This is a genomic window from Pseudosulfitobacter pseudonitzschiae, assembly GCF_900129395.1.
Lineage (GTDB): Bacteria > Pseudomonadota > Alphaproteobacteria > Rhodobacterales > Rhodobacteraceae > Pseudosulfitobacter > Pseudosulfitobacter pseudonitzschiae.
The window spans coordinates 104757-118319 of the sequence record NZ_FQVP01000002.1 but is presented as its reverse complement, the minus strand read 5'-3'; the positions used below and the strand labels follow the sequence as shown (position 1 = coordinate 118319).

Below are 13563 nucleotides of genomic sequence, written 5' to 3'. Positions count from 1 at the left end.
ACCCTTGACGGCGCGGCCTGCAATGACGACATGCAACCTGACGAATGTAAAAGATCGTAACATATGCCCGAATCTGATCTCGCTGCCCTGAATTTCCTGCTGAACCGCCGCAGCCGCCCGGCCAAGACGCTGACAACGCCGGTCCCGGACCGTGCCGCCCTGGAAGAGTTGCTGACCGCAGCCGCCCGCACGCCGGACCATGGCAAGCTGGAGCCGTGGCGGTTTATCGTGATCGAAAAGACTGCGATGCCACGCCTTGCCGATCTGGCCGAGACGCGCGGCAAAGTGCTGGGGCTGGACGATGAACAGATCGGCAAGGGGCGCAGCCAGTTCGACATGGGGCACCTGGCTGTGGCCGTGATCGAGGTGCATGTCCCTTCGCCCAAAATTCCGGCGCTGGAACAGACCTATTCCGCAGGAGCCGTATGCTTGTCACTGCTGAACGCAGCGCTGGCGGCGGGCTGGGGGGCCAACTGGCTGTCGGGCTGGCCCAGCCATGACCGTGTGTTCATGCAAGAGGCGTTCAAACTGAAAGACAACGAACGCATCGCCGGGCTGATCCACATCGGCACCGAAACCACCGCACCGCCCGAGCGTCCGCGCCCGGACATAGCGGCCAAAACCACATGGCTGTCCGAATGATTTTCGCGTCTTTCTTTGCCGCCCTCGGGCAGATCGGCGATCCGCGCTTTCGCCGGGTGCTGTTGTTGGGAATCGCGTTGACGATTGTGTTGCTGGTGGCCTTTACCACCGGATTGGTCTGGCTGGTTGATGCCCTGACCGCCGACAGCGTGGATGCCCCGATCGTGGGCGAGATCACATGGCTGGACGACATCCTGAGCTGGGGTTCGGTGCTGCTGATGCTGGTCCTGTCGGTGTTCCTGATGGTGCCCGTCGCCTCGGCCATCACGTCGATGTTTCTGGACGAGGTGGCCCAGGCGGTCGAGGACGAACACTATCCCGACCTGCCGCCAGCGTTAAACGTGCCCTTTGGCGACGCGGTGCGCGATACGGTCAACTTTATGGGGGTGCTGATCGGGGCAAACCTGCTGGCGATCATTGTCTACGTGATACTGACCCTCATGCTGATGCCCTTCCTGACGCCCGTCGTCTTTTGGGCGCTGAACGGCTTTCTGCTGGGGCGTGAATATTTCACGCTGGCCGCCATGCGCCGGATCGGACGCGAACGGGCCCGCGACATGCGCAGCCAGCACAGCGGAACCATCTTTATCGCCGGTTTCCTGATGGCGATTCCGTTGTCAGTGCCGCTGGTGAACCTGCTGATCCCTATTCTGGGCGCCGCAACCTTTACCCATTTGTTCCATCGGTTGCAGATGGCGGGGCCATCCGCTCGAACCAGTCAATATCGCGCAAGGTAATCATCCCCGACAGGATGATCGTTGCAACGATGGCCCAGATCACTGCGGCGACACCTGTGGTGATCCACGCCTTTTTCTTCAGGTTGTGAACCTCAGGCGCGCCGGCATGGGTGCCGGGCACGATCTCGCCCACATCACCCTGGGTTTGAACGCGAATCGGCAGCACGATCAGGAAGGTCATGAACCAGATCACTGCGAACAGAACGAGACCGGAAACGGGACCCATCAGACTTGCTCGAGTTCGGTGAGCGTGCCGTTCATGTCCTTGGGATGCAGGAAGATCACCGGCTTGCCATGGGCACCGATCTTGGGTTCGCCATCACCCAGAACCCGCAGGCCGCTGGCCTTGAGGTGGTCGCGGGCGGCGATGATATCATCCACCTCGTAGCAGACATGGTGGATGCCACCCGAAGGATTCTTGTCCAAAAAGCCCTGGATCGGGCTGTTTTCGCCCAAGGGATAGAGCAATTCGATTTTCGTGTTCGGCAGTTCGATGAACACGACCGTGACGCCGTGGTCGGGTTCGTCCTGTGGCGCGCCGACCTTGGCGCCCAATGCGGTGCGGTATTGCTCTGACGCGGCCTCGAGGTCGGGCACGGCGATGGCAACGTGGTTCAGGCGTCCGATCATGGCAAATCTCCCGTATGATGCTGACTGCTGTTATGCGCAGCTTGGCTGCTGGGTGCAAGCGACGCACCGACGCAGGGGGCCGCCTTGCGTTAACGGCCTGTTAGGCAAGTCGCGCTAGCGTCAGTCCAGCAATCGGAGGACTGCCGCCATGGACACCATCAACCCTTTCAAACCGCATCTGCCTGCGCCCACGACCGCACGACCTTTGCTGGGGCTGACCGTGCTGGCAGTCGAAGACAGCCGTTTCGCCTGTGAGGCGCTGCGCCTGTTGTGCCTGCGCAGCGGGGCGCGCATCCGGCGTGCTGACAGCCTGCGCGCGGCGCGGCGTCACCTTCGGGTCTATCGGCCGACTGTCGTGATCATTGATCTGGGCCTGCCGGACGGCAACGGCGTGGACCTGATACAAGGGTTGTCCACCGCCGCCCCCCGCCCCGAGGTGATCCTTGGCACCTCCGGTGACAACTTTGGCCAGGCCGAGGCGATGGCGGCCGGTGCGGACGGCTTTATCGAAAAGCCGATCACCTCGCTGGGGCTGTTCCAAAGCAAGATCCTGTCGCTGCTGCCAGCCGAACGCCGCCCCGAAGGACCGCGCACCGTGTCCATGGAAGAGGTGTTCCCCGACCCGATTGCCTTGCAGGATGACCTGGCCCATGTGGCCGACGTCCTGGAGGATCGCGAAGACGACCGCACGCTGGACTATGTCGCACAATTCCTGGCCGGCGTGGCCCGCAGCGCCAAGGACGCCCCGCTGCAAAATGCTGCCGAAGCTTTGGCGCGGAAACGCGCCGCGGGTCAGCCCGCCATGTCCGAGGCGGCAGTTCTGGCGGGATTGGTGCAGGACCGGCTGAACCAGCGCGTTGCCATCTGAGCAGGTGCGGATGGAAGATGGTCGGAAAAAACCAGTGTCTTGGACACTTTAACCAGTCGCGCGCCTAAAGCATGGGGTCAGTTGCCACACGCACCAATGCCGTCAGGTCCGACAGGCGTTCAATCTGGTGACCCTCTTCGTTAAAGTTCGACGGGTCCAGCCAGACACGAAACGCCTCTTTCAAAGCGGGCCATTCCTTGTCAATCGCGGCAAACCAGGCGGTGTCACGGTTGCGCCCCTTATAGACGGTCGCCTGCCGGAAGGTGCCTTCGTAGCTGAGCCCCAATCGCTGACCCGCACGCCGCGACGGCACGTTCAACGCATCGCATTTCCACTCGAACCGGCGATAGCCTGCCTCGAACGCCCATTGCATCGTCAGGAACAACGCCTCGGTCGCGACGGGCGTGCGTTGCAAAGCCGGGGAAAAATTGATGTGCCCCACTTCGATGGACCCGGCAGCGGGGTCGATCCGCAGCAGGCTGAGCACACCGTCAAAATGGCCGGTATCCAGATTGCGCACGGCAAAAAACACCGGATCGCTTTTGTCAGCAACACTGTGCACCCAGCGATGATATTGCGCAGAGGATGTGAACGGCCCGTAAGGCAGGTAGTCCCAGACATGATCCTCGCCCTCATAGGCGCGGAACAACAGGGCCGCATGCTTTTCGGCATTCAGCGGTTCAAGCGTTGCGTACCGCCCGGTCATCACCACGCCTTCGGGTGTCGGAGGGGGTGTCCAGTCGGGCACGGGGGCGCCAAATTGCGGGCTGTCAGAGGATCTGGTGTTCATGCCCTGAATCTATAGGCAGGTCGCAGCCTATCGCCAAGTGCGATTTGTTCCCAGGGAACGCCCCGCTAAAGAACGATCCCCGGATTGCTGCCCATATCAAGCCCCGGAAAGATCACCCGTTCCAGCGTGGCTTTGTCCAGACCGGTCATCGCCTGCATGATCCATGCTGCGTGGGCGCGAACGTCACGGGTCGGCATCAGGTCGCGGCCTTCGTACAGGTCCGATTCTCTCAGCCCCGGCCAGTCGCCATAGACCTTGCCACCCTTGATCGCGCCGCCCGCCATCACCATCAGCCCACCGGTTCCGTGATCCGTACCACCGGTGCCGTTTTCGCGCGCTGTGCGCCCGAACTCGGTCATCGCAACGACAGCGGTCTTGCCCCAGACAGGGCCGGTCAGCTCCTGTTTCAGATGCACCAGCGTATCGGACAGCTCGCCCAAGGCCGCTTTCAATCCGCGCTCCTGAAAGCGGTGGGTGTCCCAGCCGTTCAGCGAAAACGACGCGACCCGCGCGTCCTCTCGCAGGCGTTTGGCGGCAAACTCTGCAATTTTCAAATGTTGGCCACCCTTGCGGATTTCCTGCATATCGCGGGCCATGTTGCCCGACATCGTGGGCGCATCCGCCGCTGACAACAGCGCCGCCTCTGCCAGTGCTGCGTGCATTGCCGGATCGCTTTCCGAGATCATGCCCAGCAGACGTTCCGCCTGCGGGCTCAGGCTGAGGGTCGCCTCGGGGGTCCAGTTTGCCACTGGCGCCTTGCCCTTGAGAATCGGCATTTCGCTCATACCGATGGCATAGGCCGTGTCCGCCTCGACGCCCGGCACCTCTTGCAGCATCCGGTTCAACCAGCCGTCGCGCACGCCGCCTTGCAGCGTGTCTGTGCCTGCTTCCAGAACATCCTGCCCGTCGAAATGGCTGCGCTTGTCGCGGTAGGGCGTGCTGACCGCATGGGCAAAGCCCAGCTCGCCCGCCTTCCACATCGGCGCCAGAGCCGCCATCGCGGGATGCAGCGCAAAGAACCCGTCCAGGTCCATCGCCCCGTTCTGCGGACCGCCCGCAAGGCTGCTGCGCAGGCCCGCATAGCTGGCGTCGCCATAAGGCTGCACCGCGTCCAGCCCGTCCATCGCGCCGCGCAGGATGATGACAATCAGCCGGGTGTCCCAGGGGGCCGCGGCAAAAGTGACCGGCGTCAGCAGCGGGCTGGCCGCGAGCGAACAGCCCAGAACCGCAGAGCGGGTCAGAAAAAAGCGGCGCGTAAGATCGGTCATGGCGGCTACTCCTAGCGGCGCTGGAACGCGGGGGACATCAGCACAAGGCCGATGGCTTCGGATTTGCTTTCGGCGGCACCGGCCGCAAATTTCACGTCTTCGGGGGCAAAGCTGCCCAACGCCGTGTCGACAAAGGCGCGCGGGTCCGGCAGATCGGGGCGCAGCATTTCCGGCCCGGCCATGGCCCAGCGCACGCGGCCCGACAACCCTTGCGGCGTCAGCCATGCGTCGTCTTCTTCGGGCCAGCCGTCGGGGCCGGAAAACTTCTGCCAGGTCTGACCCATCACCGCCATCGGTGTCAGCAGCACATTGCGCACCCGCTTTTCGGGCATCTCGGTCACGACAGCGGGATCAACGGCCAGCGCGCGCATGGCCGAGCCTACGAATTCCACCGGCGGCTTGATGTTCGCGCCCTCTTGGGACCACGCGGCGGGATGTTCCAGCAATGCGGCATAGACCTGCATCAGGTCGCCCTCGGTTTCGATGTAACGCGCGGTCACGTGGTCGATCAGCGCGGGGTCAGGCGTGTCGGACACAAAATGCACCGCCAGTTTCCACGACAGGTGCCGCGCGGTGGCTGGATGCACGGAAAGGTCTTCCAGAACCGCATGAACCGGCTTGATCGAATAGGCATCGTCATATGTCACGCCCAGCACCGTCTCGGCCCCCGGCTCGACATAGTCCTTGCGGAATTTGGCGCCTTGCTTGGGCTGAAACGACAGGCCGGTAAACAGCTCGGCCAGTTGGCGCACATCGTCCTGGGTATAGGGGCCATCGACCCCAAGCGTGTGCAATTCCATCACTTCACGGGCGAGGTTTTCGTTCAGGCCCGCCGTCTTGCCCCGTTTTTGCGCCCGTTCGCTGCCCGGCCCCATGGACCGGTCCTGATCCAGAAATTGCAGCATCACCGGATGGGTCACGGCGCTGATCAGCAGATCAGCGAAACGACCGCCAACAAAGGGGCGAATGCCATCTTCGATGTAGGGTGACGTGGCGCGTTTCACCACGCCCGCCTTGCCCGTGGCGGTAAAGTGGTCACCCCAGAAATAGACCAACCGCTCGAAAAACCCCGTTTCGGTATAGGTCCGGCGCAGCATCGACATGCCCAGCCAGTGCGTCATGTCGATGCGGGCCTGTTTCTTCAACAGGTTACGCTCTTTTTGGGCCTCTTTCGCCTCGGGCTTGCCGCGGTTCGCCCGCAGGGTGGTACGCAATTCGTCACTGGCAACCATGCGTTCGCGAAAGGTGCTGAACGGCTCGATCGGAAAGCGTTGCGCCATCGCGTCGGGGGCGGCGATACCGGCCAGCATTGCCTCGACTGACGCTATGGGGGCGATCACGGGCGACAGGCCGCAGCCAAATCGCATTTCTGCAAACTCAGGTTGGAATGCGCGCACGGACAACTCCCTTGCCGATCATGGATGCAATATAGCAAGGGGCGCGCCCATTTGCATCGGCGCGCCCCATCACTTTTTCATCGCAGGCGACGGATCGCCCAAATGTGCGTCAGTCTTGCGGAATGACCCGCAGACCCAGTTCCATCAGCTGATCGCTGGTGGGGTCAGACGGTGCGTTCATCATCAGATCTTCGGCGCGCTGGTTCATCGGGAACAGGATCACTTCGCGGATGTTCTGTTCGTTCGCCAGCAACATCACGATGCGGTCAATACCGGCAGCACAACCGCCGTGGGGCGGGGCGCCGTATTGGAACGCGTTGACCATGCCGCCAAAGCGTTTGCGCACCTCGGCCTCGTCATAGCCGGCGATTTCAAACGCTTTGAACATGATCTCGGGGCGGTGGTTCCGAATGGCACCGGACACCAGTTCATAGCCGTTGCAGGCCAGGTCATACTGATAACCCAAGACCTCAAGCGGATCGCCTTGCAACGCTTCCATGCCGCCTTGGGGCATCGAGAACGGGTTGTGTTCAAAGTCGATCTTGCCGGTGGTCTCGTCCTTTTCATAGATCGGGAAATCGACGATCCATGCAAAGGCAAAGCGGTCCTTGTCGGTCAGGCCCAGTTCGTCACCGATGATGTTCCGGGCGCGGCCCGCGATGGCTTCGAACTGTTTGGGCTTGCCGCCCAGGAAGAACGCCGCATCACCCATGCCAAGACCCAGTTGCTGGCGGATGGCTTCGGTGCGCTCGGGGCCGATGTTCTTGGCCAGCGGACCGGCCGCTTCCATGCCGCCTTCGACTTCGCCGGATTTCAGCTTGGCTTGGGCTTCTTTCACGGTGATGCCCAGTTCCTGGGCCACGGCATCGGCGGTTTTCTCGCGCCAAAAGATATAGCCCATGCCGGGCAGACCTTCCTTCTGGGCGAATGCGTTCATCCGGTCGCAGAACTTGCGCGACCCGCCTGTGGGCGCGGGAATGGCGCGCACTTCGGTGCCGTCCTGTTCCAGCAGCTTGGCGAAGATGGCGAAACCGGACCCCGCAAAATGCTCGGACACGACCTGCATCTTGATCGGGTTGCGCAGGTCGGGCTTGTCGCTGCCGTACCACAGGGCCGCGTCGCGATAGCTGATCTGCTCCCACGTCTGGTCGACTTTGCGCCCGCCGCCGAATTCCTCGAAAATGCCGCCGATCACCGGCTGGATCGTGTCGAACACGTCCTGCTGGGTGACAAAGCTCATCTCAAGGTCAAGCTGGTAGAAATCGGTGGGCGACCGGTCGGCACGCGGGTCTTCATCGCGGAAACAGGGCGCGATCTGGAAATATTTGTCAAAACCCGAGACCATCAACAGCTGTTTGAACTGCTGGGGGGCCTGCGGCAGCGCATAGAACTTGCCGGGGTGCAGGCGCGACGGCACCAGGAAATCCCGTGCACCTTCGGGCGACGATGCGGTGATGATCGGCGTCTGGTATTCGCGGAACTTGGCATCCCACATGCGGCGGCGGATCGAGGCGACGACATCCGAGCGCAGCTTCATGTTGGCCTGCATCTTTTCGCGGCGCAGGTCCAGATAGCGGTATTTCAGGCGGGTTTCCTCGGGGTATTCCTGATCGCCAAACACCATCAACGGCAGTTCGGCGGCAGGGCCCAGCACTTCGACCTCGCGCACGAACACTTCGATCTCACCGGTGGGGATCTTGGCGTTGACCAGTTCGGGCGCGCGGGCCTTCACGTCACCGTCAATGCGAATGCACCATTCGCTGCGCAGCTTTTCCACGTCGGCAAATGCGGCGCTGTCGGGGTCGCACAGAACCTGCGTCACGCCGTAATGGTCGCGCAGGTCGACGAACAGGATGCCCCCGTGATCGCGCACGCGATTGACCCAACCGGACAGGCGGACGGTTTTGCCGACGTCGGCGGCGGTCAGTTCGGCGCAGGTGTGGCTGCGATAGGCGTGCATAATAGGCTCCCGCTCTCTGGGCTGATGATCGGGGCAGATACACCGCCCATAGGGTGGGAAGTCAAGCCGCGCAGGCCGCCGCGCGGGGGAAAACCGCGCGGCAATGCCGTTTTACAGGTCTTAGCCGAGGGATCGCAGCAATTCCTGCGAGGGTACGCCGGTGGCGGGCAGTCCACGGCTGGACTGATAGGCGCTGATCGCGGCCTGGCTTTTCGGCCCCAGAACCCCGTCAGCCCCGTCCGTGTCAAAGCCTGCGGCGGTCAGCTTGCGTTGCAACGCGATGCGGTCGTCCTTGGTCAGCCCGTTGGCATCTGGCGGGAACGATCCGCGCAACGGCCCTGCCCCGCCGATGCGGTCGGCCAAATGGCCCACCCCAATCGCGTAGCTGTCCGAGTTGTTGTAGCGTTTGATCGCGTTGAAATTCGACGTGACGGCAAAGCTGGGGCCACCGGGTTGCGGTGTGATGATGCTGCCCGCAGGCGCGCCGTTGCCCACCTCGCCGCCCCAGCGGGTGCCACGGGACCAGCCGTTGCGTTGCAGGTAGGCGGCGGTCGAGGCCAGCGCGTCGCTGGGGTCCGCCGACCAGATGTCGCGGCGGCCATCACCATTAAAATCGACGGCAAAGGCCTGATAGGATGTGGGGATGAACTGGGTGTGGCCCATGGCTCCCGCCCAGCTTCCGACCATGCGGTCGGCGCTGATATCACCGCTTTGAACGATCTTCAGGGCTGCAACCAGTTGTTTTTCAAAAAATTCCCCGCGCCGACCGTCATAGGCCAGCGTCGAGGTGGCCGAGACGACCGGCACATCGCCCTTGCGCTCGCCGAAAAAGCTCTCCAGCCCCCAGATCGCGCAGATGATGGTGCTATCGACGCCATATTTCCCCTCAAGCGCGTTCAACGTGCTGCCGTGGCGCGCATAGGCGGCGCGGCCCTTGGTGACGCGTTCGTTGGATGCCGCGATGGCAAGGTAATCTTCCAGCGTGCGGCTGAACTCGGTCTGGTTGCGGTCGCGTTTGACCACGCCGGGCAGATAGCCTGCGCCGCGAAAGCCTGCATTCAGCGTGCTGTCGGAAATGCCCTGTGCGCCTGCGCGGTCGCGGAACGATGCGACCCATTGGCTCCAGCCGGCATTCGGCACCGGGCGCAGGTCGTCGGGCAGCCCGCCCGATGACGCCGAGGGAATGCCCGGCATCGAAGTGCCACAGCTTGCAAGGCCCAGCCCTGCGGTCAGTCCAAGTGTGAAATTGCGTCGTGTGATGATCATTTTTCTGCCCTGCCCATTCTTGTTTGGGCATCACCCTAACGCAAAGGTGAACACACGCAATCATCCGCGTACCGCATGTCGGGCGGTACGCGGCGTTTTGCTTAGAGACAGGCTTAACCGATGATATTCAGCAGCAGTTCGCGCGTGTTTTCTTCGGTCATTTTCACCGGATTGCCGCCGGTGCTGGGGTCGATCAGTGCGCCAGCCACGATGCGATCCACGTCGGGGTTTTCAACACCCAGACCCTTCAGCGTCTTGGGAATGCCCATCGACGCGTTCAGATCGTCGACAAAGGCGCAGAACCCGTCAAAGCCGCCGTCGATGTCCAGATAGCGCGCGGCCTGGGCGATCTTGGTTTCGATCTCGGGGCGGTTGAATTGCAGCACGGCAGGCATACACACGGCGTTCGTGGTGCCGTGGTGCGTGTGATAGATCGCGCCAATGGGGTGCGACAAGGCGTGGATCGCGCCCAGCCCCTTTTGGAACGCGGTGGCCCCCATGGCAGCCGCCGACATCATCTGCGCGCGCGCTTCGATGTCGGTGCCGTCCTTGTAGGCACGCGGCAGGTAATCCTTGACCAGCCGCATCCCTTCCAGCGCCATGCCTTGGCTCATTGGGTGATAATGCGGCGAACAGAACGCCTCGACGCAGTGCGCAAAGGCATCAAGTCCGGTGCCTGCGGTGATGAACGGCGGCATCCCCACGGTCAGCTCAGGATCGCAGATCACGACGCGCGGAAGGATCTTGGGGTGGAAGATAATCTTTTTCTCGGCGGTTTCCGAGTTGGTGATAACCGACGCGCGGCCCACTTCGGACCCGGTGCCCGCGGTGGTGGGCACGGCCACAATGGGGGCGATGGCGTCGGCGTCGGCACGCGTCCACCAGTCGCCGATATCCTCGAAATCCCAGATCGGGCGGCTTTGCCCCGCCAGAAACGCCACCACCTTGCCCAGATCAAGGCCCGAGCCGCCGCCAAAGGCGATCACACCGTCATGGCCACCCTCGCGGTACACCGCGACGCCCGCCTGCGCGTTCACTTCGGTCGGGTTCGGGTCCACGTCGGAAAACATCGCGCGGCCCAGACCGGCGGCGTCGATCAGGTCCAGCGTGCGCTGGGTGATGTCCATGCCCGCCAGCCCGCGATCTGTGATCAGCAGCGGCTTGGTGATGCCTGCGGCCATGCAGGCCTCGACGATCTCGGAAATGCGCCCCGCGCCAAAGCGGATTGCGGTGGGATAGGACCAATTTGCAGTCAGCGTCATGGGATCAGGCTTTCTTCAGGTGGTAGGATTTGGGACGGGTCAGGTTGTGATAGCCGATGACCGACAGACCGCCACCGCGACCGGTGTCCTTGCAGCCGGTCCAGCACAGCGCCGGATCAAGGTAGTCGGCGCGGTTCATGAACACGGTGCCGGTTTCGATCTGGTCGGCAATCGCCTCGGCGCGCGCCGCGTCCTGCGTCCAGACGGATGCCGTCAGCCCGTAGTCGCTGTCGTTCATCAGCCGGATCGCTTCGGCGTCGTCCTTGACGGCCATGATGCCGACCACGGGGCCAAAGCTTTCCTCGCGCATCACGCGCATGTCGTGGGTCACGTTCGTCAGGATCTGCGGCATCAGGTACGCGCCCCCGTCCTGCGGGAAATCGGCGGGGTCGATGTGGGCCGTGGCCCCTGCGGCAATCGCCTCGGCGGTCTGTTCGCGCACGGTGTCGGCAAACCGCACGTGCGCCATCGGGCCGATCGTGGTTTCCGGGTCCAGCGGGTTGCCCAGCTTGTACCCTTTGACGATCTCGACCGCCTTGGCGACGAAATCGTCAAACAGCGCTTCGGCCACATAGATCCGTTCGATACCGCAGCAGCATTGCCCCGAGTTGAACATTGCCCCGTCAATCAGCGTATCGGCAGCGGCCTGCACATCGGCGTCATCACAGACATAGCCGGGATCTTTGCCGCCCAGCTCCAGCCCGACGCCGGTGAATGTGCCAGCGGCAGCCGTTTCAATCGCGCGGCCCCCGCCGACCGAGCCGGTGAAGTTGACGAAACCGAACGATTTCGCCGCGATCAGGTCAGACGTGGTCTGGTGGTCCAGAAACACGTTCTGGAACACGTCCTGCGGGATACCGGCCGCGTGGAGCGCTTCGGCCATACGCTCACCCACCAGCGGCGTCTGGCTCGCGTGTTTCAGCATCACCGTGTTGCCCGCAATCAGCGCGGGTGCGACTGTGTTGATCGCGGTCATATAGGGATAGTTCCACGGCGCCACGACCAGCACGACGCCATGCGGCACCCGTTTGATCACGCGGCGGAATTTGTCGCTGTCCTCGACCACGATATCGGCCAGCGCGTCCTGCGCAATGTCGGCCATATAGCTGGCACGTTCGTTGAAACCACCGAATTCCCCGCCATATCGGACGGGCCGGCCCATCTGGTGCGCCAGTTCTGGCACGATGGCGTCATTCATCGCCCCGACACGGGCCACGCCGTCCTGGACCAGCGCGATCCGTTCAGCCAAGGGACGTGCGGCCCAAGCGGCTTGTGCAGCCTTCGCACGCGCAACAGCAGCCGCAGCGTCAGATGCGCCCAGCGGCGTGCGCTCGGCGTAGACCGATCCGTCGATCGGCGAAATACAGGTAATCATGGTCAGGCCCTTTCAAATCCGCGCGCGATTTCCCAATCGGTCACGACGCGGTCAAACTCTTCCTGCTCCCATTCGGCGCATCGGGTGTAATGGTCAATCACATCGTCCCCGAAAGCATCCCGAAGGAAAGCGGATTTCCGCAAGGTTTCGGTCGCCGCCCGCAGGGTCTGCGGAATGTCGGCGGCCTTGGCGTCTTCGTACACGTCGCCGGTGGTGGGCGGCGACAGTTCCATCTTGTCCTCGATACCCTTGATCCCGGCGGCCAGCATCGCGGCCTGCGCCAGATAGGGGTTCAGGTCCGAGCCGCCGATGCGGCATTCGACCCGCACCCCCTTGGTGTCGGCCCCGCACAGACGGAAACCCGCGGTGCGGTTGTCGATGGACCAGACGGTTTTGGTGGGGGCAAAGGTGCCTTTGGCAAAGCGTTTGTAGCTGTTCACATAAGGCGCCAGAAAGAATGTATAATCCGGCGCATAGGCAATCAGCCCGGCCATATAGTTTTTCATCAGTTCGGACATGCCCAGATCGGCGTCCTTGTCGAAAAACGCGGGCGTCTCACCCTGCCACAGCGATTGGTGCACGTGGCTGGAGCTGCCAACGCGGTCCTTGTGCCACTTGGGCAGGAAAGACGCCGCGCGACCGTTTTGCCAGGCGATTTCCTTGATCGCATGTTTCGCGATGCTGTGGTGGTCGGCGCAGTCCAGTGCGGGGGCATAGCGAATGTTCAGCTCTTCCTGCCCGGCTTCGGCCTCGCCCTTGGAATTCTCGATGGGAAGGCCTGCGGCGAACAGATGGTTGCGGATCGGGCGCATCACGCCTTCTTCCTTGGTGGTCTGGAAGATGTTGTAATCTTCGTTATAGCCGCTGATTGGCGTCAGATCGCGGAAACCGCCCGCGCGGATTTCGTCCAGGCTTTTCTCGAACAGGAAAAACTCCAACTCGGTCGCCATCATCGCGTCAAATCCAAGATCGCGCAGCCGCGCCACCTGCTTTTTCAGGATCGCACGCGGATCGTGGGGCACGGGGGCGTGGGTGTGATGGTCCAGCACATCGCACAGCACCAATGCGGTGCCCTCCAGCCACGGCACAGTGCGCAGCGTGGTCAGGTCGGGGGCCATGACATAGTCACCATAGCCGGTTTGCCAACTGGTCGAGGCATAGCCATCCGGCGTCGCCATCTCAAGGTCGGTCGCCAGCAGGTAGTTGCAGCAATGGGTTTCCTTGAACGAGGTTTCCACGAAGTTGACCGCATGAAACCGCTTGCCCATCAAACGGCCCTGCATGTCCACAAAACAGGCCAGCACCGTGTCGATGCTGCCATCGGTGACGCGGGATTTCAGGTCATCAAAGCTAAGGTTGCCGGGCATG

General features: G+C 62.7%; 13 protein-coding genes. 3 read left to right on the top strand and 10 right to left on the bottom strand.

Annotation, left to right across the window (positions count from 1 at the left end):
- Positions 1-63 precede the first annotated feature (63 nt).
- Together BUC08_RS04985 and BUC08_RS04980 are read left to right on the top strand one after the other, a co-directional pair.
- A complete protein-coding gene (locus tag BUC08_RS04985; RefSeq protein WP_037926783.1) occupies positions 64-642 on the top strand; it encodes a nitroreductase family protein in 579 nt (192 codons plus the stop codon).
- Positions 639-1379 (top strand): EI24 domain-containing protein, encoded by a 741-nt coding sequence (locus BUC08_RS04980; protein WP_037926786.1) that lies wholly within the window; start codon positions 639-641, stop codon positions 1377-1379. Before BUC08_RS04985 ends, BUC08_RS04980 begins: the two co-directional genes overlap by 4 nt.
- Here BUC08_RS04980 and BUC08_RS04975 read toward each other — a convergent pair.
- Together BUC08_RS04975 and mce are read right to left on the bottom strand one after the other, a co-directional pair.
- Complete coding sequence (locus tag BUC08_RS04975; protein ID WP_028955173.1) at positions 1309-1605, bottom strand: DUF1467 family protein; 297 nt, start codon at positions 1603-1605, stop codon at positions 1309-1311. The two genes, BUC08_RS04980 and BUC08_RS04975, sit on opposite strands and share 71 nt — an antisense overlap.
- On the bottom strand, positions 1605-2009 hold the full coding sequence (mce, locus tag BUC08_RS04970) for a methylmalonyl-CoA epimerase (RefSeq protein WP_028955174.1): 405 nt from the start codon (positions 2007-2009) through the stop codon (positions 1605-1607). Before mce ends, BUC08_RS04975 begins: the two co-directional genes overlap by 1 nt.
- Before the next feature lie 148 nt (positions 2010-2157).
- Between mce and BUC08_RS04965 the strand changes: the two genes are divergently transcribed.
- Positions 2158-2877, top strand: a complete 720-nt coding sequence (locus tag BUC08_RS04965) for a response regulator (protein WP_037926790.1) — start codon at positions 2158-2160, stop codon at positions 2875-2877.
- A gap of 64 nt (positions 2878-2941) precedes the next feature.
- Here BUC08_RS04965 and BUC08_RS04960 read toward each other — a convergent pair whose 3' ends face one another.
- From BUC08_RS04960 to BUC08_RS04925, 8 genes are all read right to left on the bottom strand, one after another.
- A complete protein-coding gene (locus BUC08_RS04960) occupies positions 2942-3667 on the bottom strand; it encodes a GNAT family N-acetyltransferase (protein ID WP_051694383.1) in 726 nt (241 codons plus the stop codon).
- A gap of 65 nt (positions 3668-3732) precedes the next feature.
- Positions 3733-4935 (bottom strand): DUF1501 domain-containing protein, encoded by a 1203-nt coding sequence (locus BUC08_RS04955; RefSeq protein ID WP_037926793.1) that lies wholly within the window; start codon positions 4933-4935, stop codon positions 3733-3735.
- 11 nt (positions 4936-4946) lie between these two features.
- Entirely contained in the window at positions 4947-6332 is a 1386-nt protein-coding gene (locus BUC08_RS04950) for a DUF1800 domain-containing protein (protein ID WP_234973741.1), read from the bottom strand.
- Positions 6333-6441: 109 nt separating this feature from the next.
- Positions 6442-8292 (bottom strand): aspartate--tRNA ligase, encoded by a 1851-nt coding sequence (gene aspS / locus BUC08_RS04945; RefSeq protein WP_037926796.1) that lies wholly within the window; start codon positions 8290-8292, stop codon positions 6442-6444.
- Between the two features lie 120 nt (positions 8293-8412).
- Entirely contained in the window at positions 8413-9558 is a 1146-nt protein-coding gene (locus BUC08_RS04940; RefSeq protein WP_037926799.1) for a lytic murein transglycosylase, read from the bottom strand.
- 113 nt (positions 9559-9671) lie between these two features.
- Positions 9672-10820, bottom strand: a complete 1149-nt coding sequence (locus BUC08_RS04935; RefSeq protein WP_037926802.1) for an iron-containing alcohol dehydrogenase — start codon at positions 10818-10820, stop codon at positions 9672-9674.
- Positions 10821-10824: 4 nt separating this feature from the next.
- Positions 10825-12195, bottom strand: a complete 1371-nt coding sequence (locus tag BUC08_RS04930) for an aldehyde dehydrogenase family protein (RefSeq protein ID WP_037926804.1) — start codon at positions 12193-12195, stop codon at positions 10825-10827.
- 2 nt (positions 12196-12197) lie between these two features.
- Entirely contained in the window at positions 12198-13562 is a 1365-nt protein-coding gene (locus BUC08_RS04925) for a glutamine synthetase family protein (RefSeq protein WP_037926807.1), read from the bottom strand.
- Position 13563: the final 1 nt, after the last annotated feature.

What these genes read in the sequence shown, in the direction of transcription:
- BUC08_RS04985 (WP_037926783.1), top strand. Translation starts at nt 64, where the DNA reads ATGCCCGAATCTGATCTCGCTGCCCTGAATTTCCTGCTGAACCGCCGC.
- BUC08_RS04980 (WP_037926786.1), top strand. Translation starts at nt 639, where the DNA reads ATGATTTTCGCGTCTTTCTTTGCCGCCCTCGGGCAGATCGGCGATCCG.
- BUC08_RS04975 (WP_028955173.1), bottom strand. Translation starts at nt 1,605, where the DNA reads ATGGGTCCCGTTTCCGGTCTCGTTCTGTTCGCAGTGATCTGGTTCATG.
- mce (WP_028955174.1), bottom strand. Translation starts at nt 2,009, where the DNA reads ATGATCGGACGCCTGAACCACGTTGCCATCGCCGTGCCCGACCTCGAG.
- BUC08_RS04965 (WP_037926790.1), top strand. Translation starts at nt 2,158, where the DNA reads ATGGACACCATCAACCCTTTCAAACCGCATCTGCCTGCGCCCACGACC.
- BUC08_RS04960 (WP_051694383.1), bottom strand. Translation starts at nt 3,667, where the DNA reads ATGAACACCAGATCCTCTGACAGCCCGCAATTTGGCGCCCCCGTGCCC.
- BUC08_RS04955 (WP_037926793.1), bottom strand. Translation starts at nt 4,935, where the DNA reads ATGACCGATCTTACGCGCCGCTTTTTTCTGACCCGCTCTGCGGTTCTG.
- aspS (WP_037926796.1), bottom strand. Translation starts at nt 8,292, where the DNA reads ATGCACGCCTATCGCAGCCACACCTGCGCCGAACTGACCGCCGCCGAC.
- BUC08_RS04940 (WP_037926799.1), bottom strand. Translation starts at nt 9,558, where the DNA reads ATGATCATCACACGACGCAATTTCACACTTGGACTGACCGCAGGGCTG.
- BUC08_RS04935 (WP_037926802.1), bottom strand. Translation starts at nt 10,820, where the DNA reads ATGACGCTGACTGCAAATTGGTCCTATCCCACCGCAATCCGCTTTGGC.
- BUC08_RS04930 (WP_037926804.1), bottom strand. Translation starts at nt 12,195, where the DNA reads ATGATTACCTGTATTTCGCCGATCGACGGATCGGTCTACGCCGAGCGC.
- BUC08_RS04925 (WP_037926807.1), bottom strand. Translation starts at nt 13,562, where the DNA reads ATGCCCGGCAACCTTAGCTTTGATGACCTGAAATCCCGCGTCACCGAT.